This window comes from Fictibacillus tiangongensis, assembly GCF_048083785.1.
Lineage (GTDB): Bacteria > Bacillota > Bacilli > Bacillales > Fictibacillaceae > Fictibacillus.
The window spans coordinates 3,665,497-3,684,942 of record NZ_CP182294.1; the positions used below are offsets into that span (position 1 = coordinate 3,665,497).

General features: G+C 41.2%; 20 protein-coding genes. 6 read left to right on the top strand and 14 right to left on the bottom strand.

The genetic code is table 11. From position 1 onward, the window contains the following. Positions 1-31: 31 nt before the first annotated feature. The 3 genes from ACNJYY_RS19310 to ACNJYY_RS19320 all read left to right on the top strand — a co-directional run bounded on the left by ACNJYY_RS19310 (position 32) and on the right by ACNJYY_RS19320 (position 1,197). Positions 32-388, top strand: coding sequence for a hypothetical protein (locus tag ACNJYY_RS19310; protein WP_416729730.1), 357 nt, complete (start codon positions 32-34; stop codon positions 386-388). A 201-nt stretch (positions 389-589) separates the two neighbouring features. Beyond that, positions 590-1,057 (top strand): NUDIX hydrolase, encoded by a 468-nt coding sequence (locus ACNJYY_RS19315; RefSeq protein WP_416731912.1) that lies wholly within the window; start codon positions 590-592, stop codon positions 1,055-1,057. Positions 1,058-1,062: 5 nt separating this feature from the next. After that, positions 1,063-1,197, top strand: a complete 135-nt coding sequence (locus tag ACNJYY_RS19320) for a hypothetical protein (RefSeq protein WP_416729731.1) — start codon at positions 1,063-1,065, stop codon at positions 1,195-1,197. 39 nt (positions 1,198-1,236) lie between these two features. Here the strand turns inward: ACNJYY_RS19320 and ACNJYY_RS19325 are convergent, their stop codons facing one another. Beyond that, entirely contained in the window at positions 1,237-2,184 is a 948-nt protein-coding gene (locus ACNJYY_RS19325; RefSeq protein WP_416729732.1) for a hypothetical protein, read from the bottom strand. Between the two features lie 565 nt (positions 2,185-2,749). On the opposite strand from ACNJYY_RS19325, the gene ACNJYY_RS19330 reads away from it, so the two are divergent. Next, on the top strand, positions 2,750-3,244 hold the full coding sequence (locus ACNJYY_RS19330) for a hypothetical protein (RefSeq protein WP_416729733.1): 495 nt from the start codon (positions 2,750-2,752) through the stop codon (positions 3,242-3,244). 112 nt (positions 3,245-3,356) lie between these two features. On the opposite strand, the gene ACNJYY_RS19335 is transcribed toward ACNJYY_RS19330, so the two are convergent. Together ACNJYY_RS19335 and ACNJYY_RS19340 are read right to left on the bottom strand one after the other, a co-directional pair. Further along, positions 3,357-5,099: an ABC transporter ATP-binding protein gene (locus tag ACNJYY_RS19335; protein WP_416729734.1), complete on the bottom strand. Its 1,743-nt coding sequence runs from the start codon at positions 5,097-5,099 to the stop codon at positions 3,357-3,359. Between the two features lie 264 nt (positions 5,100-5,363). Further along, entirely contained in the window at positions 5,364-5,516 is a 153-nt protein-coding gene (locus ACNJYY_RS19340; protein ID WP_416729735.1) for a hypothetical protein, read from the bottom strand. A gap of 216 nt (positions 5,517-5,732) precedes the next feature. On the opposite strand from ACNJYY_RS19340, the gene ACNJYY_RS19345 reads away from it, so the two are divergent. Further along, a complete protein-coding gene (locus ACNJYY_RS19345) occupies positions 5,733-7,010 on the top strand; it encodes a helix-turn-helix domain-containing protein (RefSeq protein ID WP_416729736.1) in 1,278 nt (425 codons plus the stop codon). A gap of 16 nt (positions 7,011-7,026) precedes the next feature. Here the strand turns inward: ACNJYY_RS19345 and ACNJYY_RS19350 are convergent, their stop codons facing one another. The 8 genes from ACNJYY_RS19350 to ACNJYY_RS19385 form a co-directional block, all read right to left on the bottom strand. Further along, positions 7,027-7,293 carry a hypothetical protein gene (locus ACNJYY_RS19350; protein ID WP_416729737.1) on the bottom strand — a complete coding sequence of 89 codons (267 nt, stop codon included), beginning with the start codon at positions 7,291-7,293 and terminating at the stop codon, positions 7,027-7,029. Between the two features lie 125 nt (positions 7,294-7,418). Beyond that, on the bottom strand, positions 7,419-9,854 hold the full coding sequence (locus ACNJYY_RS19355) for an EAL domain-containing protein (protein WP_416729738.1): 2,436 nt from the start codon (positions 9,852-9,854) through the stop codon (positions 7,419-7,421). Between the two features lie 389 nt (positions 9,855-10,243). Then, the gene (locus ACNJYY_RS19360) at positions 10,244-10,537 is read right to left on the bottom strand and encodes a ferredoxin family protein (RefSeq protein WP_066398362.1); all 294 of its coding nucleotides are present in this window, start codon (positions 10,535-10,537) and stop codon (positions 10,244-10,246) included. Then, positions 10,538-11,833: an FAD-dependent oxidoreductase gene (locus tag ACNJYY_RS19365; protein WP_416729739.1), complete on the bottom strand. Its 1,296-nt coding sequence runs from the start codon at positions 11,831-11,833 to the stop codon at positions 10,538-10,540. Continuing rightward, a complete protein-coding gene (locus ACNJYY_RS19370; protein ID WP_416729740.1) occupies positions 11,826-12,851 on the bottom strand; it encodes an electron transfer flavoprotein subunit alpha/FixB family protein in 1,026 nt (341 codons plus the stop codon). Before ACNJYY_RS19370 ends, ACNJYY_RS19365 begins: the two co-directional genes overlap by 8 nt. Further along, positions 12,841-13,680 (bottom strand): electron transfer flavoprotein subunit beta/FixA family protein, encoded by an 840-nt coding sequence (locus tag ACNJYY_RS19375; protein WP_416729741.1) that lies wholly within the window; start codon positions 13,678-13,680, stop codon positions 12,841-12,843. The genes ACNJYY_RS19370 and ACNJYY_RS19375 overlap by 11 nt, the downstream gene beginning before the upstream one ends. 145 nt (positions 13,681-13,825) lie before the next feature. Continuing rightward, positions 13,826-14,752 carry a tetratricopeptide repeat protein gene (locus ACNJYY_RS19380; RefSeq protein WP_416729742.1) on the bottom strand — a complete coding sequence of 309 codons (927 nt, stop codon included), beginning with the start codon at positions 14,750-14,752 and terminating at the stop codon, positions 13,826-13,828. A gap of 15 nt (positions 14,753-14,767) precedes the next feature. Next, complete coding sequence (locus ACNJYY_RS19385) at positions 14,768-15,115, bottom strand: hypothetical protein (protein WP_416729743.1); 348 nt, start codon at positions 15,113-15,115, stop codon at positions 14,768-14,770. Between the two features lie 166 nt (positions 15,116-15,281). Between ACNJYY_RS19385 and ACNJYY_RS19390 the strand changes: the two genes are divergently transcribed. Further along, the gene (locus tag ACNJYY_RS19390) at positions 15,282-15,794 is read left to right on the top strand and encodes a hypothetical protein (protein WP_144697542.1); all 513 of its coding nucleotides are present in this window, start codon (positions 15,282-15,284) and stop codon (positions 15,792-15,794) included. Positions 15,795-15,999: 205 nt separating this feature from the next. Here ACNJYY_RS19390 and ACNJYY_RS19395 read toward each other — a convergent pair whose 3' ends face one another. The 3 genes from ACNJYY_RS19395 to ACNJYY_RS19405 all read right to left on the bottom strand — a co-directional run bounded on the left by ACNJYY_RS19395 (position 16,000) and on the right by ACNJYY_RS19405 (position 19,382). Next, positions 16,000-16,191, bottom strand: a complete 192-nt coding sequence (locus ACNJYY_RS19395) for a hypothetical protein (RefSeq protein WP_416729744.1) — start codon at positions 16,189-16,191, stop codon at positions 16,000-16,002. Positions 16,192-16,277: 86 nt separating this feature from the next. Continuing rightward, positions 16,278-17,822: a glycoside hydrolase family 32 protein gene (locus tag ACNJYY_RS19400; RefSeq protein WP_416729745.1), complete on the bottom strand. Its 1,545-nt coding sequence runs from the start codon at positions 17,820-17,822 to the stop codon at positions 16,278-16,280. A 102-nt stretch (positions 17,823-17,924) separates the two neighbouring features. Then, positions 17,925-19,382, bottom strand: a complete 1,458-nt coding sequence (locus tag ACNJYY_RS19405; protein ID WP_416729746.1) for a glycoside hydrolase family 68 protein — start codon at positions 19,380-19,382, stop codon at positions 17,925-17,927. Between the last annotated feature and the right edge of the window lie 64 nt (positions 19,383-19,446).

Below are 19,446 nucleotides of genomic sequence, written 5' to 3' on the forward strand. Positions count from 1 at the left end.
TGGACAAATCATGTTTGAGAGGAGAGATGGTATGAACAACTACCCAAACCTTAGGGAGTTTTATGAAAAGGTGCCTATTTTAATCGGTGAGAACGATCGGGCTGCTCTCAAAGATAGAGCTCAGGAAGACGACGACGCACTTGAAAGCTCCACACATTGGCTCATCGCGATGGAAGGCAGTGAAAAGCAACGAAATGTTTACCACTGGAAGGTGCTCATCTATCCTTCACAAACAAAAGTGATACATTGCTATAAATCGCCTTACTACGCGTCAAAGCATTTTGCATCCATCTATGAGGCTATCGAGTATTCCAACGAGTTAAGCCAAAAAGCTCGCGAAGATCAGCTAAGCACGATTGAAAAACCTGTCCTACAAAGAGAAGCATAACGTGATTCACCCTCGCTTTTCTTTTTGCAGTAGATTGTGAAACAGTGTACAAAAGACCTTAAACTCTATAAAGAACGCACCAATGAAGTGGATCATACACCAGTTCATTTTTATTATGTCTTTTTTCAAAAATAAGTGCAGACGAACTTACATAATGAAGGTATAGTAGAAAAATAAGGAAATAGAGAAATGGGGATTCTGATGGATTACATTAAATACGTGAGAGCCATGGTTGGCCACTCAAAAATTATTACGGTGGTCGCAGGAGCTTTTGTTTTTAATACAGAAAATGAATTACTGCTTAATAAACGGAGTGACAACGGTCAATGGGGTCTACCAGGTGGTTTTATGGAGTTCGGAGAAACGGTTCAAGATACAGCTAGACGAGAAGTTCTTGAAGAAACAGGACTTACACTTGGTAAACTTGAGCTGTTTGGCATTTATTCTGGACAACGCCTTGATAAAACCTTTTCAAATGGCGATCAAGTATCTATGGTAAAGCACGTGTTTACATGCCATGATTTTTCTGGAGACCTTCTTACTTCAAATTCGGAATCAATGGATAATAAATTTTTCCCAATAGACAAGCTTCCACAGAACCTATATACGGATCATCTTGAGATGATACAAGATTTTCTGAACGGGATTGAAAGACCTATAGTGAAGTAACGTTTATGATTACACAAATCGTCCTTTATGTTTACTTGGACAAGTACATGTATGAATGGAATCAAGTCTATATTAACGGAAAAAAACTGAACGAAGAAGATTCAATCGATTATGAACTATATATTGAAGAAAACTCTTGATAATTCAACCACAAAAGGAGCTGTAGATAGCTCCTTTTTTTATATCGTTCTCCATTCACAACCCGTATAAAGTTTAAGCTCCCCTTTGTAAAAGACCATACGCCCAGCAGTAGGATTCTTCGGTAAGTTGGATACATTTATATTTATACCGCCTTTTGCGATAACTTCTCCAGTCTCCGTAAAGGTCACTACATTGGAAGTTCCGTTCAGATCAGTAATGTTTAAGCTGCCGTTATCATCACGAATTGTCCACTTCCGCATTTTATTTGGTGTGCTCAAGCTAATTTCTAAGTTATCCGTATGTGATTCAAATTTCACTTCACCTTTACAGCCACGCTTTGTTTTAGAATGAAATTCTTTGTCAGGGTTCGCCATTCCACCGAAACCCCAGTACCCATTCATTTTGTTGATCGCCAGCATCGTTTCAAGTCCTCTACCACCAGCTACTTTATTACCGATAATCTTAAAATGTGCTAATTCATCATCTGATGCCCCTTTTGAAACACCACTTGATACACCTGCTGTATTAATTCCTTGCCCTACTCCCCAAGCCATTACTCCTTTTATCCCTGTAAAATACGTGGCTCTTCGGTTATTCGTGTTTCCCCCTTCATGCATCAGCATGAAGGCTGGATGCCAATTTCCGTTTAGCCATTGTGTATTTCCATCATTCTTGCCAGCTGTTTCATTATGAGTCTTCGTAATGATTCTATATTGCATCCCATCCCCGTTACACGAATCATAACGAGTATTGATGGAATAATCATGAATCAGAATATCATGGCGTGCAGAAGAAAAATCAGGGTATGTACTTGGGATTCCACGTTTATATCCGTAATCAATCTCTGGCGGTACCACGACAACCCCTCTTCCCCTGCTGTCTGCATCCGCGATTGCCGCTTGAAGCGCAGCCCGGTTATGATACTGCGAGTGCATAGGGGCAGCGCCATAAAAAATAACTGAAACCATTTGCGGAGAACCAAACATCTTACCACTCCTTAAAACGTTTACGTTCTTTTTCAGTACCCTAAACAAAGAAACTTTTACATACTAAATAATGGTATTATTAAGATAAAGAATCTCTACAAGGTAGTTGAGTACACATGCTAAATATGCTAAAAAAAAGTCCCTTATACATAGGTGCAGGTGCAACATTTTTATTCACCATATTTTATTTCTTCCTGAGCACAGGATTTAGCGGAGAAAATGAGGGTCTTCCTTTTCTTATCCCGTATTTCATTTTATTCGTTTATTTTATATGTTTTCTAGGAGAAGCTGCTCTTTATCTTTTTTCTAACAAGAAGCACTCATTGAATCTATCTCTATTATTGCTTTTATCTATCACAATTAGTATATTTTTTAGTTTACTAATTTACGGTGATTTATTCTTTATGATCTTAATCGCACCGTTATTAACAGTTGGAAGCTTCGTCTATTATTTTTCTAGTAGAATGATTAAAAGCAAAAACATAGCACTGCTTCTATCTACATCCCCTTTGTACGTCTTAGTATTATCGTTAGGGCTCGTTCTATAAAAAAGGAGTTTATAAGAATGGAAGTAGCTTTTGGAAAACGCAAGATCTTCGCTACCATAATGACGAGCTTACTTTTTTCACTCGTTTTGACAGCTCTGTCTGTATTTGATCGTGAAGCTGGTGAGAGTGGGTTAGAAATCATCATGATTCCGATTTTTTCCGCATTTATAGCTGCAGGGATCATTGTATGTTTTGGTCAGATAACATCAGCAGTTATTGAATATATTATCTGTAAGATCGGCATGAACTACAGCGTCAGTGTGCCAATGTACATAGTTTTTCATGGAGCAATGGGGCTATTAATAGGGCGAATAATCTTTGGTTTCTGGGGGTTATATACGTATACGGGTGCCTTAAGTGCGGTAGTATTCGCAGCATTTGATGTGTGGTTGCTTTTCAGAGTTAAGAAAGGGGAAGGGAAATCTGAAGAGATCGAAAAAATATATCTATGGGCGATACTCACCGTTATTGTTGTTACTCTTTCCCTATTTTTGTTTATTCAATTCTTTTAAATAAAAGGATTGGCAAGTGCAGATAATTCATCAATGTTATTTACTGATACTTACAATATCTCATATAAAAAAAGCCTCCCCGTTTTATTGGAAAGACTTTTTTTGTATACTTCTAGTATTGTACTTCAAACTGCTTATTGTAAAGCTGCGCATACGCACCATCGCGGCTAAGCAATGCATCGTGCGTACCTTCCTCCACAATTCCTTCGTTCGTTAGAACAACAATTCGTTCCGCGTTGCGAATCGTAGAGAGGCGATGGGCGATCACAATCGTTGTACGCCCTTTCGTTAAAGACTCAAGCGATTCCTTGATTACTGCTTCGGATTCATTATCAAGCGCACTCGTCGCTTCATCCAGAATCAGGACGGACGGATTTTTCAAAAAAACGCGCGCAATACTTAGCCGCTGCTTCTGACCACCAGAAAGCTTCACTCCACGTTGACCAATATCAGCGTGATACCCGTTTGGTAAACGCATAATGAACTCGTGAGCGTTTGCCTGTTTTGCAGCTGCTACCACTTCTTCATCTGTCGCTTCACTATTGCCGTAACGAATATTCTCCATCACTGTTCCCGCGAACAAATAAACATCCTGTTGCACAATACCGATTTGATTCCTCAAATCGTCTAAATTCAGCTTCCGTATGTCCACACCATCAAGCTGCACTTCCCCTTCTGTCACTTCATAAAAGCGAGGAATGAGCGAGCATAGTGTTGTCTTCCCAGCTCCAGATGGACCTACGAGGGCAACGTACTCTCCAGGCTTTATATGAAGGTTAAGATTCGTAAACACAGGATCCAAATGCGGTTCGTATCGAAAGCTTACTTCGTTAAAAACGATATCCCCTTCCACGTCGGAAAGTTTTCTTGCATCTTTTTGACTTTCGATATCCGGTTTCAGGTTCATAATCTCCATAAATCGCTGAAAACCCGTAATCCCTTCTTGAAACTGTGTGCTCATATGAGTCAGACGCTGAATAGGTTCTACCATATAGCCGACATATAACAAAAACGTGATTAGGTCAGCTAAATCCAACGTTTGGTTTACGATACTCGCACTGCCGAACACAACAATCGTGATCGTGATGAGCTGAATTAAGATTTGTATGCTGTTATAAAAAGTCGCTTCTACTTTGTACGTATTTCTTCGACTTTCTAAAAAACGAATATTTTCTTTATTAAACTTACGGATTTCCACTTGTTCATTTGCAAAAGATTTAACGACCCGAATGCCTGAAAGTGTATCTTCAAGCTGAGCATTAATATCTGCGATCCGCTCCTTATTTCGCCGCAAAGCCTCGTTCTCTTTCTTGTTAAAATAGAGCGAGAGAAAACCGATGACCGGCAGAAATAAAAACACCGCAAGCGTTAAAGGCACATTGATAAAAAACAGAATCACAAATGCCCCCACGAACCTCACGAAATATTTGACGTAATCTTCTGGACCGTGATGATACAGTTCAGCAAGTAAAAATAAGTCGTTCGTTACACGAGACATAAGTTCGCCCGTCTTTTCTTTATCGTAAAAGCTAAAAGAAAGTTTTTGCAGATGCTGAAACAATTCGCTGCGAATATCACTTTCCATTCGAGCTCCGACTTCATGCCCTTTATAGTCGACAAAGTACGTTCCGAGATTCTGAATAACAACTAAAGCGAACATGATTCCGCCGATCCAGTAGACTTTATGAAGGGCAACGGATAAGTCCCCTTCTAAAACATCTTTTGTTATATACCGAACGAGCAGCGGAAGGATGAGTGTGATCCCAGAAACAATAAACGCTATAACTAATACAGTTAGAAATAACCCTAAATACGGTTTGTAATAGGAGAAAAAACGTTTGATTGGAAAATGCATGATTTACCCCTTTGTGTTTTTTTACGAGGCACACATAAGGGGACACACTGTTTATATGCTAAAAATGTGTTCCACCCTTATATGTTTGGACAGTTTGATTAGTTATTTTTCTCATGTTAACTTCCTCCTTCATGATTAGTACTATATATTATAAATGATTTTTAAAAATTCTGACACTTCAATATAACCAACAAAAAAAGACTCATGAGTTCGTAGCCTACTCATGAGTCTTTTTTATAATCTATAAATAAATGTATATTACAATTAAACAGTAACTTCTGATTTATGAACCAAAATCACACGAGGTACATAAGGTTCATTCACTTTCCTAATCTCAAGAAAGTCGGAAGAATATACGTGAAGTACTTTGTGCAATTCATCGTGATAAGTTACGAGGTCGCCTCTTTCAATAGTCATAGCTTTCACCCTAGTCGTTAGTTTCTATAGTTAATTATACCTAACTATTTCGGTAAAAAAATTGGGAAACATGAAGGGATTTAGTGGTTAAATCACGATATTTTGAGACTAGTTTCCTCTTACAGTTAAAGTTCAGGTATATTTATAGAAGGGAAAATTTTTAGCGTGAGCTTATACCTAATAAATGTAAATACAAACAAAGGCGGGGTAACAACTATGAACTTAGGAGAAAAGATTCGTTATTTCCGAAGAGTCAAAAACTTATCCCAGCAAGAACTCGCTGTCGGGATATGTTCGGTTCCTTATTTAAGTAAGATTGAGAACGGAGTCACTGAACCTTCAGAAGAAATACAGCAGCATTTGGCAGAACGCTTAGCTATCAGACTACATACTAAAAACGAAAAAAGTATTATGCAAAATTACGTAGATCTCTTCTATTCTTTATATATGAGAGATTATCCAACCGCAAAGCAAAAATATGATAATTTGATAGATATACCTTCACAATCCGTAGAAGAGGATATCTTGAACAAAATTTTTAAAAGTATGTACATCATGATGACTACACAAGAAATTGATGGTGTACCTGAGATGTTAGATGAAGTTGGTTATATTGACGATGTGATTAAAGGGGAAAAAGCGTTTTACTATCTACTCGCTAGATCGCAGCTCAGTTTTTTTATGGAGGAATTTGAAGACTCACATAGCTATGCTTTAAAAGCTGAAAAATTATTAGAAGAACATCGCTTACACGAATGGGAAAGAGGCTACTTGCTCTATATGATTGGTCTTACAGCAAATCAGCTTTTTAAAAGCATCATTGCCTTAGAATACACCCAATTAGCTCTGACTATATTTGAAAAAACATATTTCTTTAAAAGGTGCGCAGATTGTAGGATTATATTGGCTATCGTCCAAACGAGGATTAAGAATTTTGACGAATCTATTAAGCAATTACTCCTAGCCGAAACCATCGCTAATTCGTTTGGTGATGAAGTTATTAAAGGAATTGTCTATCACAATTTAGGTAGTATCGCTAATCACAAAGGAGAAACAGAAAAGGCAATTGAATTGTTTGCTCGGAGTTTAAAAGCGAAAAAAGGGGAACCTATTATCGCGAAGATTATGACGATCTACGCTCTAATTAAAAGCTATGAAAAAACAAACCAACCAGAAAAAGGTCTACAATTACTGAACACTTGGATGGATCATGTGAAAGATAATGCTATTTTTAGAGGCTATGAACTTCATTTCCTTTATTACAAGCAACTATTTACACATGGGGAACTTAATGATGAAACCGTTCAATTCATGATAAAGGAAATGATTCCATATTTCAGAAAAAGAAACGAGTGGATCTTTTTAGCAGAGTACTATCCTATACTCGGTAAATACTTTGAGGATCACCAGAAATATAAACAGGCAAGCAAGTACTATAGTTCCGCCATGGAAGCCATGAGGAAGATGTATGACTTAGGCGTGACATATATATAGTGGTATATAACCGATTCTATCGTTGAACTAGATAAACGAAGATAAAACTTAGGAATAAGGATAAAAAAGCATAGATGAGAGACTCTTTTCTAGATATACCTTGTAATTCAAAGTAACTTCTCACAACGTATAATAAATATAGAGTCGAGAATAACACCAACATATCAAACAAGAAAAGACCAGCACTTAATGCACTAAAAGAACTCTTCAGTTCTTCATTAGTGGTTGCTAAAATACTTAAGTAGAAAATACAAAAGTAAGAAAGAAGCTGTTTGATCTTCATCTTTGTTTCTCCTCCCCTAGTTTTAGGTTCTTATTTTATCATAATTCTGATTTTATTCACTTAAAAACCCCATCTCAATGTGTAAGATGGGGTTTTCAAGTGTTATTTTTTGTATCGATTCAGACTTAACTAACTTCACTCACCGAGCGCTCCTGAAGAATCACTGCCAGCTCATCCGCAGAAATCGGCCGGCTGAAGTAATACCCTTGTGCCTCGTTACATTGCTTTTGCTGCAAAAACTGAAGCTGTTCTTCCGTCTCTACCCCTTCTGCAATCACCTTCAGATCCAAGTTATGAGCCATCGCGATAATGGTTTCTACGAGCGACGCGTCTTTCGGATCGGCATAGATGTTACGCGTAAAGCTTTGATCGATTTTTAGTGTATGAATCGGGAACGTCTTTAGATAGTTTAGGGACGAATAGCCTGTTCCAAAGTCATCAATCGATAGATGAATCCCCATCTCTTTCAGCATATGCATTTTCGCAACAGCATACTTTGAATCTTGGATGATACTTTCCGTCAGCTCAAGCTCTAAATATTGTGGCGCAAGCTCAGTTTCTCTCAAAATTCTACTCACCCGCTCAACAAGATCACTCTGCTGAAATTGACGCGATGAAATGTTGACTGCCATCCGTAACGGCGTGTATCCTGCGTCTTGCCACGCTTTATTTTGACGACAAGCGCCATGAAGCACCCATTCTCCAATTTGCAGAATCAGTCCTGTATCTTCAGCGATCGGAATAAATTCAGCCGGTGAAATCGTCCCCCATTCCGGATGATGCCAGCGTAAAAGTGCTTCAACTCCAATGATATCACCTGTTTCCACATCGATCTGAGGCTGATACACAATTTTAAATTCATCGCGTTCTAGTGCCTTTCGCAAACCGATCTCAAGCTTCATTTTCTTAGTAACGGCCTCATTCATCTCAGGTGTATAAAATTGAAAGTTGTTTTTCCCTTGTTCCTTTACACGATACATCGCAGTATCTGCATTTTTGATCAACGTTTCAATATCACGGCCATCTCCTGGATACATTGCAATTCCGATCGACGGTGTAACAAAGAGCTCTTGCTCATTGACCATAACGGAGCTGCTGAATAGATCTACGATTTGCTGTGCGATTTTTGAGACTTCATCTGCCGATGTATTTGGTATGAGGACGATAAATTCATCCCCACCCTGGCGGCAGACCGTGTCGTTCTTTCCTACACATAATTGGATGCGTTTTGCGATTTCTATTAACAGTTGATCTCCAACCGCATGTCCTAACGTATCATTGATGTACTTGAATCGGTCGAGGTCAATAAACATAATGCCGATCGTCTGTTTGGTCTCATCTGCCAGTTCAAGCGCTTGAGAAAGGCGGTCGTTCAACAGAAGTCGATTCGGCAGACCTGTTAAAGGATCACGGTAGACCATCTGATTAATCTTCTTCTCGTTTCTTTTTCGCTCCGTAATGTCCCGAATGATGCTGCTAAAATAAACAGTTCCCTCTTCCTGCCAAGCAGCGAGCGACAATTCGATCGGAAATTCACTTCCATCCTTTCGAAGTCCTTCTAACTCAACTGTGTTTCCGATCACTTTTGGTTCTCCAGACAACAGATAACGTTCCATCCCTTGCTGATGAGCAACTTTAAACTTGTCCGGAATAATGATCTGCAGATTTTTTCCTAGTGCTTCTTTTTCGGTAAAACCAAAGATCAGCTCTGCTCCTTTATTCCATGAAATGATCGTTCCTGTTCGATCTGACAGAATAATAGAATCGTTAGCAGACTCGATAACAGAGCGGAACTTTCTTTCTGATAGAATCGACTGATATTCAAATCTTCGATCGATGAACGTGCTGATGAACACCATCCCTAACAGAATGAGGATTACGATTCCGATCGCATAAGCTAAAAGGGTGCTGTTAAACGGTGTTACTGCTAGATCAGTGTGATGCTGATGCGCTTTGTAACTAGCCGCTGACATACCCGTATAATGCATTCCGGAAATGGCGATCCCCATAAGCACCGCACTTCCTAGCTTCACAAGCCATATTTTACTTGTTTTATAGTTTTGGCTAACAAACGAAAGTAGATAAAGAGCTACGACTGATGCGACAAAAGCAATGACCGCCGAAAGCGTCCATAGAAATGGATTGTACTGTATTTCAGCGTTCATCTTCATCGCCTCCATGCCCGTGTAATGCATAGAAACGATACCCGTTGCCATAAAAAGAGCTCCTAACAATACCTGTTTCTTCCCCATAACAGGGCGGCTAATAATATAGAGAGCGATTCCGGATGAAAGGATCGCTGGAATGATTGAAATGATGACGAGCGTTACATCATAGGTAACATTGATAGATAAGTGAAAAGCGAGCATCGCCACGAAATGCATCGCCCAAATACCCATTCCCATGGCAAAAGCTCCTGAGATCATCCAAATGTACCGTGCGTATGATTTGGTTTTTTGTACCTGAATCCCTAAATCGAGCGCAGCATAAGAAGCAATGACTGCAATAATAATAGATAGAGAAACAAGCGGAATGTGGTATGTACTAGAAACGGCGTCCATTTATAGAAACTCTCCTTGTTAATGAATCGAAATTACTTTACTTATTCTATATCGGTAAAATATTTAACGTATTAAGAGAGGGTAAACATAATATTTTTTAAACAGTTGTTTAATTTGATAGATTATCTGTAGCACTTCTTGTAAGGAAACTACTTTCGGAGGCTGTTCGAAGTACCTTTTCTGCACAATTGTGTAAATCTTGAGCAAAACGGATACCAGTTGGAGTGAAACATTGTCCTTTCTGCGTGAAACCGTGAACATTTGGAGTGAAACAACAGTAGAATTGAGCGAACGTGTAATAAATATAAGAACACGTACCGTAAAAAGCTGCATCACATATAAAAAAAGGACAACCTGGGTACCAAAACACACCAGGTCATCCTAATCCTTTACCCCAAACGAAACACAATACCATGCCCGCCTTTTGGATATTCCCACTTAATATTTTGATGCGGACAGCCAATCCGGCAGCTTCCGCATTCGTGACAGCCCTCGTACCCGACGTGCATGCGAATCTCTTCCCACTTATACACTTCAGCCGGACAAAAGATCGTGCAGATTTTGTCAGGACAGTGGTTCAGACAAACATCCGCATCCATAACGGTGAGATGTGACTTCGTGTCTGCGTTAAAACGAACGAGATACTGTTTTTCTTCGATGCTCTGACACTTTCTTTCGCTCATTTACTTCATCACCTTCCACGCCCGGTATGCATCACGAGCTAGTTTGAATTTCTCTCCAGCCGTTCCTACATCGCGCCAAATTTTCTTCTGTTTCTCCCACTTCGATGAGCCATCGACCGTAAACATCTGGCTCGCCGCCTTGTTCACCATCGGAATGTACTTATCGAAATACTGAGGAAACTTATCAAAGTGATGCGTTGAATCTTTGTACTTTTTCATATCCTGACCGACAAAGCTGCTCATTAAGCGCGTTTTATAATGATTGAGTGTCGCTTCCGAATAATCGTCGCGTTCCTTCGCAAGCAGCACCGCTTCAGCTGCGAACTGACCGGACTTCATCGCAAGGTTTGAGCCTTCCCGGTGGATCGCGTTCACGAGCTGGGCGGCATCTCCAACAACGAGCACCCCGTTGCCAGCTACTTTTGGCATCGATTTGTAGCCGCCTTCTGGAATCATGTGCGCCAAATATTCGACCGGCTCACCGCCCGCGATGTACGGCCGAATCATCGGATGATTCTTCACATACTCCAACAGCTCATATGGTTTTATCTTATGCTTGATAAGGCCAGATAGAAGTGAACCAACGCCTAAGCTCAGCGTGTCTTTGTTCGTATAAAGGAATCCTGTGCCGAGGATTCCCTTTGTCGCATCACCAAACAGCTCGATTGTCGTACCTTGATTCTCTTCTAGATTGAATCGGTCCTCGATCGTCTTTTTGTCGAGCTTGATAATTTCCATCGTAGCGAGGGCCACTTCATCTGGACGAAATTCTTTATGAAAGCCGAGTGACTTGGCTAACAACGAATTTACTCCGTCCGCCAAAACCACGACATCCGCATAAAGGTCGCCGTCTGGTCGATCCGTTCTCACCCCAACTACTTTCCCGTTCTCAACAATACACTCTAAAACAACGGTTTCGTTTACGAGTAACGCTCCCTGCTCAACAGCCTTCCCCGCAAACCATTGATCGAATTTTGCCCGCAGTACCGTAAAGTTGTTGTACGGCTCCTGTCCCCATTCCATCCCCTTGTACCCGACGGTTACCGCAGATTCTTTGTCCATCATCATGAATCGCTGCTCTACGATCGGTCGCTCGAGCGGCGCTTCTTTCCAGAACTCTGGGATCACGTCCTCCATCATTTTTCGATAAAGCACACCGCCCATCACGTTCTTTGAGCCCGGATACTCTCCGCGTTCAATGAGTAATACGTTTACGCCGGCTTTCGCTAGTTCATATGAACAGGAAATGCCGGCAGGACCTGCTCCAACGACGATTACATCAAACTTTTCAGACATGATCTACCACCTCCCCGTTAAACACTTGTTTAAACTGTTGAATCAGAAGCGGTACGATTTCAAAGGCATCCCCAACAATGCCATAATGACTTGATTGAAAAATAGGAGCTTCTGGATCGTTATTGATCGCGATGATGAGTCCCGAATTCTGCATCCCGACAATATGCTGAATCGCTCCAGAAATGCCGATCGCAAAATAAATTTTTGGCGTAACCGTTAATCCTGTCTGCCCCACTTGGTGATGGTGCTCGACCCACCCTGCTTCAACAACATCACGACTCGCACCAACCGCCGCACCCAGTGTTTCAGCAAGATCATGAACCACCTGAAATCCCTTCTCGCTTCCTAATCCTTTTCCGCCAGCCACCACAATATCGGCTTCATCAATCCGGACCTTCTGTGTCGTGAACTGAACGATCTCAAGCACCTTCGTTCGAATGTCTTCTTCTTTTATAGAAGCTGTTTCTTCAATTAATTGTCCTCTTCGGCCAGGTTCAGGCGTCAGTGCCTTCATTACTTTCGGCCGGACTGTCGCCATCTGCGGTCTATACTTTTTACAGAGAATCGTTGCCATGATGTTACCGCCAAACGCTGGTCGGCTCGCAAGCAGCAATCCTGTGTCTTCTTCTATATCTAAAATCGTGGAGTCTGCGGTGAGTCCTGTTGGGAGGTCCGTCGCAACAGCGCTCGCCAAATCTTTCCCGGTCGATGTTGCACCGTATAAAATGACTTCAGGCTTATACTTTTGACAGCATTCTAACAGTGCTTTCATATAAGACTCAGTTCGGTAGTTACTAAAAATGGTGTCGTCATACACATAGACCGTGTCCGCTCCGTATTCATAAAGCGTGTCGGCGAGATGTGTGACATTCTCTCCAATCAAAACGCCAGCAAGCTCGGTGCCACGTTTGTCTGCCAGTTCCTTACCCGCTCCTAACAACTCGAGTGAAACCGGAACGACCTCACCGTCTTTTACCTCAATAAACACCCAAATGCCTGAATAATCCTCAAAGCTCAACGCCGGACCCTCCCTTTACCGCAAAAAGCTCTTTTTTCTCTAATAAAAGGTTCAGCAGCTTTTCTGTTTGCTCTGCTACATCCCCTTCTAGCATCTCGCCGCCACTCGGTTTTGTTGGTGCCCACACTTTTGAAACGATCGTCGGCGAGCCTTTCAGTCCGAGCTGTGTTCTCTCCACATCCTCTAGATCCGCAACTGCCCAGATCACCGGCTGATAGCGAGCCGCTTTCAACATGTTCGTCATCGACGAATAAGGAACGTCATTGATCTCTTTTTCCACCGACATCAAGCAAGGCATCGTCGATTGGATCACTTCATATCCATCCTCCAGCTTTCGATGAACGATCGCATACCCATCTTCCACATTGATCTCTTTTACCTTGTTGACAGAAGTGAGAGGAGGCATGTCTAACCGGCGTGCGATTCCTGGTCCAACTTGTCCCGTATCACCATCGATCGTCATCTTTCCGCAGATGATTAGATCGACCGGCTGGATTTGCGAGATTTTCTCTATTGCTTTCGTGAGTGCATAGCTCGTCGCAAGCGTATCCGCACCTGCAAACGCTCGGTCCGAGATCATATAGCCTTCATCTGCCCCGATCTCAATGCATTTTTTGATCGCTTTTACGGCTGGTGGAGGACCCATCGTCAGCACCGAAACCGTTCCTCCGTATCTCTTTTTCAGACGCACCGCTTCTTCCACCGCATGCGCGTCGTATGGATTTAAAATGGCAGGCGCACTCGCGCGGTCCATCGTATTCGTCTTCGGGTTCATCTTGATGATCTTCGTATCCGGCACCTGCTTGATGCAAGCCACAATATGAAGCATTCGACCCCTCCTCTAATCACAGGCATTTCTCACATAAGAAGCCAATTGTATGATGATTATTACTACTATATGGAGGGCTTGTTCAATACATGACGGATTTCTTTTGGACATAAAAAAAGAGACCTATGGGAAAGAGCCTCTTGTCTCACGAGTCTTTATATTCAGGATGTTGATGGCGTTCGCAGCCGAAAAGATAACAGTCTCTTTCTGGTGAAGGTTCAAGAGTAAAAGGCGGCAGAATTCCAACCTTAAGGTTATCAAGCATGATTTTAAACTCTTTTATTTCAGTCATAATCTTAATGATGTTTTCCTGTTTATCTTGTTCAGTATAGTCTTCATCTACTTCTTCTTTTTCTTCATCTAGCAGTTCTTCTTTTTTAAAACGAAGAAACTCGTTTTTTATTTGGTTCGCTTTTGTTTCTTCGTTTATTTGAGATAAAGAATAGATGTACCTCGCAACCCAATCAGCCTGTTTATAATAATTGTCCCATCCTTTTTCAAACCAGTGAGCAGCTTCCTGGTACAGTTTCACCTCAACGAATAAATCAGCTAGATCGACGGCACCTATAAAATCATCTGCATACTCATCAAAAGTAGCGAGTAATTTTATAGCTTCATTTGAATGACCACATTCAATCAAACATTTTACTTGATTGTTTAGAGAGTAGTCTGAGTTACCGGCTGCTAGTCCAAAATGAGTGGCCGCTTTTTCTTTTTCACCAAGGTAATAATAAGCAACTCCAAGATTGTGATAGGTGGTGTTCGTTGGTTGTATCGAGATTGCCTGGTGCAACATCGGCAATGCTTCTTCATAACGATTGCTGTTTATAAGCAGTTCCCCACACAAACTATATGGAAAATGTGAAGTTGGATGAAGATTTATAGCTTCGGATGCAAGTAACAAGGCCCGCTCCAAATCATCTTCTTCATGCCACAGAACCCATGCTAAGTTCGTCAGCGATTGAACATCTCTCTTTTCTAGTACTGCTTTGTGAAATAGTTTCATCGCTTGATCTAAATTATTTTCTTCTAGCTGATGAATCGCTTCTTTGTTCGTATTGATAGGAAACATCTACCTTCCTTATAGTTAAAACGCGTAACGAAATAGCCCGTAATAAAGTGGTCCGATCATAATTAATGCCGTTAATCCGAATATTGCTGGGCGAGCTGCTCTTGGAATCTCGTTTGCGTCTTCATTAAATTTTTTAAGTCCATAGGCTAGATCCCACACCAATCCACCGATGAAAACAAATTTCCATAGAAGTGGCGTGAAGAGTTCATTGCTCGTTACATACCCGAACAATCCAATCCACGTAATGATTGAGATGACGAAGTCTAATTTTGCTGAATGTGTCTTGTATCCGCCTTTGATGAAAAAGCCGATGGCAAAAGCACCTATAATCCCTAGATAGATCGTCCATAGAATGTCTGTCATAATCCTCATGTCCCCTTTTTTCTGTCTGTGATTTTATTATAAATCTTACATTTACTTCCGGAAACCTTTTTAATTGTACTAAAAAAGAAAAAAATGATTGCAGGATAGTAAAGATCAATGGTAATATTTTTAATTATTTCATTTATTTAGAAGGAGCCTGAGCGGTATGCCTAAAATTTCCCTTGCAGAAGCAGTTAAACTTAAAAGCGTATTGTCAAAACGTATACATGAACTTGAAGATGAAATGGATCGCGTAGCCTTTGTTGAGATTGAAAAAGGGGATCAAGTTCCAAAGCAAGTCCGTACATTATCAAATGTCGAACAAGATATAGAGGAAGTCCGCAAAGATTTTCGTTTATTAGATAAACTGATGTATCAAGCAAACAGCAAGCATCAGATTGAATTCAATGATGAAACTCTAACGATTGTGGAAGCGATTGAACTTGCTACACAACTACGTGCAAAGTCAAAAAAGTATAAAGAATTCGGAGCTGCTTCAAAAGAAGAGCCTTATTTGTTCGGCGAGAACGCAAACTTGATGCGTATTGCAACATTCGAGCCAGAAGATTATCGTTTAAAAGGAATCGAGACGGAGCGTCAAGCAAACCGTCTATCCAATTTGATCAACGCTAAAAACTATTCTGTCGAGTTAGACTTCGACAGTGAGAAATACTTTTAAGCCTTGAAGAGGTGAGACTCCTCTTCAAGGTATAGAAGGAGAAAAAATTTCGCGTACACTGGTACCCTTGTAACGGCAGATGAGCCAACCAATCACCCATCACCGATTACCAACTTACCTTTTACCTATTACCCACTTTTTGCAATGGATGGTCGATGACCCACTCATTTTAAACCTATACTCCTTCTATATTCTCCAGTCCGGTTTAGGACTGGAGATCTTTTATGATATGCAAAAAAGCAGTTCCCTCTGTTGAGAACTGCTTTTTTATCATGGTGTTTAGTTGTTTTACGGTACGTGTTTTTATAACTGTTACACGTTCACCGGTAAATGGTGTGTGACCACCGGTAAACGGCTGCTGACCACCTGAAACGATGCTCGCACCACCGGTAAACACCCTACGACCACCTGAAAAACACATATAACCACCGATAACCCGCACAAACATAAACTACAGAACCCGCTTTCACACGAAAATCACACTCAGTCTATATGTTTTACCTGTAAATTCTCAAATATAGCTTCTCCACCATCAGAAAATAGCGTTATCCCCTGATCATGATGCTCTGGATACACTAGACTTGAGTACGCGACTCGTCCATCATCTACAAACACCTCAACACTTGTCTTATCTACAAGTATTTTCAAGTGAACGTTTCGTTTTTCTGAAGAAAATGGTGCTTTGCTCTCTACATATTGACCGCCTTTATCCGGTTGGTTAGCAAAGGATCGGTTCACATACGAAAACTGTCCTTCTGTATGAATCCCAACATCGATATGACGATTCTTGTCTTCGGACTCACGAAGTCTCAAGCCTATATTACGGCTGTCTTCCCAACTGATATCTGTTTCTAACACGTACGAATCTCCAGATACATCGAGCGTTTTTTCTCCATTCACTTTAATCTGCTGGAACGAATCCCTATAACTTATGAAGTTATTTAATGCTGCAACCGGCTGTGACGCTAAATAATACCGATCTGCATCAGCATCTCGTTTCAACTGAAGTTCACGCACCACAGAATCCATACCGTTAAAATCTTCTTTCTTCGTCGGCGTTTCATGCGGATAGCTCCAGTTGTTCATCCAAGCGAGCGCATACCTTTTCGCATTAGGATCACTCTTCTCTCCTTCATCAAACGTTACACCGCCATACCAATCAAAGCCGTGATCCAGCCACTCCGGATATTCATGATCAACGGTAAAGAATTCACCGTTAAAATCCCCTGTCCAATACGCGTATGTGTTCGGTTTTCCAGACGCGAGACCGTTCGCGCTCACTCCGAGCACCCATTTCAACGTTCCATCTTCCGCTCGCATCACAAAGAGATCAGGACATTCGATCAACCCAATATCTTTCGTTTCAAAATCGCTCGTAAATCTCCAGTTTTTCAGATCATCCGACTCATAAAACCCGATCTTCGTACCCTCTGCCATGAGCATGATCCACTTTTTCCGCTCATCATCCCAGATCACTTTAGGGTCTCTGAAATCTTTCGTTCCAGGGTTATCTAAAACGGGATCCTCTCCATGAGGCTTGAACGTCTTTCCTTCATCCGTACTGTACCAGAGAAACTGCTTCTGTTTTCCTCCGTCTTTTGAAGGCTGTGTCAGAATAGCGATAAACGCATTCTTCCCGAACCCAGCGGTGTTTTCTTTATCGATCACAACAGAGCCTGACCAGACATCTCCGTTATCGTTCGTGAATTTTGGGATAGCGATGCCTTCATCCCTCCAGTTCACAAGGTCTTCTGACGTTGCGTGGCGCCACTCTGTTCCGTTACCGCCTGGGTAATCTTTGTTATACAGATAATAATAGTGATATTTCCCTTTATAATAGACCGGTTTCTGAGGATCATTCTTCCACTTATCAGGCGTTGTAAAATGATAATCAGCCCGGTACGATGGGTCGTTCTCCTTTTTTGGAACAGGCTTACTCGATTCATCCATCAGATGATTCACCAGCAACATGCCTGCAAACAATAAACTTAGAATAAATAATAAGGGCCATTTGTCATTCTTATACATGACTTAACCTCCTAGTACTCCCTAAATAAAAAGAAATGCCATCTCTGGCATTTCCTTTTGGTCGATGTGTAGGGTAGGTCGAAAATTGATTGATAGAAATCTTTACTTCGTTAGTTGTCCTTGTTCAAGGATGCTGTTTTTCACAACAGATGTTTTCTTGCCTTTGATGTTCATCTCGAAGCTTGGTGCGAACGTTGATTTACGATCTTCGAAAAAGCCTCTGTTTGACATATAGCTTGTTACAACGACATTATCGCTATTTTCTTGCGGAATCGCATAGTGTGCATACGTCCAAGTGATGTCGTTCGGATCTTGGTCTTGGTGCAGAACGATACCCGTTTTGTTCAACGGCTTGAATGGACCGTCTAGAGAATCTGCTGAATATCCAAGCATGTAGATGTCTCTGTCATCGATGCCGTCGATCGTCATTTTAGAACCACGGCTGCTTGTGAAGAGGTACCATTTGCCGTCTTTTTTGAAGATGTTCGGTCGCTCGACCTCATCTGTTACTGTGTTAGATACGATTAGTGGCTTCATCACTTTTTTCACAGAATAATCGTCGTTGATCTCGATGATTCCGATCGCACCGTTCGCTTTTTTAGCTGTTTCTTTCTTATCGCTTGCTAAAAGCTTCTTCTTTTCATCTTGGAAGAAAGCATTGCTCTTTCCGTAGTATGCTTGGTTATACAGAGATTCTTCTCCTTGGTAACCTGTTTCTGTACCTGTGTTCGCTTCAAATACTAAATATTTGCGTCCATCTTCTTCAATATAGTGAGGATCTCTGAACGTATGGTTATCGTTGTAGTCTCCACCACCGAACGCTTTTTCAACCGTTTGGTACATCTTGCTGTCTCCGCCTTCAAAGATAGACTTGTAATCTTCTACACCGTCGATCTCAAGTGTTTTGTTATCTGGTTGAGAAAGGTTTACTTGCGCTGTTGTTAACGTTTGTTTTCCGTAACGATCTTGATCCGGCTTGAATGCTTCACGGTTTGTATAGAACAAACGAACTTCACCGTCAGAAGTGAACGTTGCAGAACCAGACCACTCTTCAGATTGATGCTTTAAATATTTATCGTTTGCTTTGAACTTGTCATCGTCCTCGAAAACACGTCCAGCATTTTTCCAAGCATCGATGGATTGGTCATCCGCTTTTTTATAGAACATGTAGATGAACGTGTCGTTCGGGTTCTTCGGGTCACCTGCTAGACCGAAAACGATGTGGTAGCCTTTGTATTCAGCAACCGTTCCGTCCGCGTTTTGAAGTGGCCACGTATCCCAAACATCCATGTCGATCTGTTTGCCGTTTTCGTCAACCTTCTTAGCTGACTCTACATTCTTGATCGTTGATGCATCAAATTTTGGCACCGTATATTTTGGATCGTTATGTTGATTGATCATCTGCTTCATGTCGTAGCGCGTGATCTGTGAAGTTCCGTACGTTTCTTTAAAATCTGAAGGGGTTTGGCCTGACGCGAATGTTGTTGCGCCCCCTCCTAATAAAATCGCAGTACTGAGTGATACGACAGCTACTTTTTTCGCCATAGTACGATAGTTCATACGTATTCCTCCTATGTGATTTTCGTTGGCACTGATGAAACAGTTCCAATCGTTTGCTTTGCTA

Coding starts and splice junctions, on each gene's coding strand:
- ACNJYY_RS19360 (WP_066398362.1), bottom strand. CDS start 10,537: ATGAGCGAAAGAAAGTGTCAGAGCATCGAAGAAAAACAGTATCTCGTT.
- ACNJYY_RS19340 (WP_416729735.1), bottom strand. CDS start 5,516: ATGACTATTGAAAGAGGCGACCTCGTAACTTATCACGATGAATTGCAC.
- ACNJYY_RS19335 (WP_416729734.1), bottom strand. CDS start 5,099: ATGCATTTTCCAATCAAACGTTTTTTCTCCTATTACAAACCGTATTTA.
- ACNJYY_RS19320 (WP_416729731.1), top strand. CDS start 1,063: ATGATTACACAAATCGTCCTTTATGTTTACTTGGACAAGTACATGTAT.
- ACNJYY_RS19330 (WP_416729733.1), top strand. CDS start 2,750: ATGGAAGTAGCTTTTGGAAAACGCAAGATCTTCGCTACCATAATGACG.
- ACNJYY_RS19315 (WP_416731912.1), top strand. CDS start 590: ATGGATTACATTAAATACGTGAGAGCCATGGTTGGCCACTCAAAAATT.
- ACNJYY_RS19400 (WP_416729745.1), bottom strand. CDS start 17,822: ATGTATAAGAATGACAAATGGCCCTTATTATTTATTCTAAGTTTATTG.
- ACNJYY_RS19405 (WP_416729746.1), bottom strand. CDS start 19,382: ATGAACTATCGTACTATGGCGAAAAAAGTAGCTGTCGTATCACTCAGT.
- ACNJYY_RS19380 (WP_416729742.1), bottom strand. CDS start 14,752: ATGTTTCCTATCAATACGAACAAAGAAGCGATTCATCAGCTAGAAGAA.
- ACNJYY_RS19355 (WP_416729738.1), bottom strand. CDS start 9,854: ATGGACGCCGTTTCTAGTACATACCACATTCCGCTTGTTTCTCTATCT.
- ACNJYY_RS19390 (WP_144697542.1), top strand. CDS start 15,282: ATGCCTAAAATTTCCCTTGCAGAAGCAGTTAAACTTAAAAGCGTATTG.
- ACNJYY_RS19365 (WP_416729739.1), bottom strand. CDS start 11,833: ATGTCTGAAAAGTTTGATGTAATCGTCGTTGGAGCAGGTCCTGCCGGC.
- ACNJYY_RS19310 (WP_416729730.1), top strand. CDS start 32: ATGAACAACTACCCAAACCTTAGGGAGTTTTATGAAAAGGTGCCTATT.
- ACNJYY_RS19325 (WP_416729732.1), bottom strand. CDS start 2,184: ATGTTTGGTTCTCCGCAAATGGTTTCAGTTATTTTTTATGGCGCTGCC.
- ACNJYY_RS19385 (WP_416729743.1), bottom strand. CDS start 15,115: ATGACAGACATTCTATGGACGATCTATCTAGGGATTATAGGTGCTTTT.
- ACNJYY_RS19345 (WP_416729736.1), top strand. CDS start 5,733: ATGAACTTAGGAGAAAAGATTCGTTATTTCCGAAGAGTCAAAAACTTA.
- ACNJYY_RS19350 (WP_416729737.1), bottom strand. CDS start 7,293: ATGAAGATCAAACAGCTTCTTTCTTACTTTTGTATTTTCTACTTAAGT.
- ACNJYY_RS19375 (WP_416729741.1), bottom strand. CDS start 13,680: ATGCTTCATATTGTGGCTTGCATCAAGCAGGTGCCGGATACGAAGATC.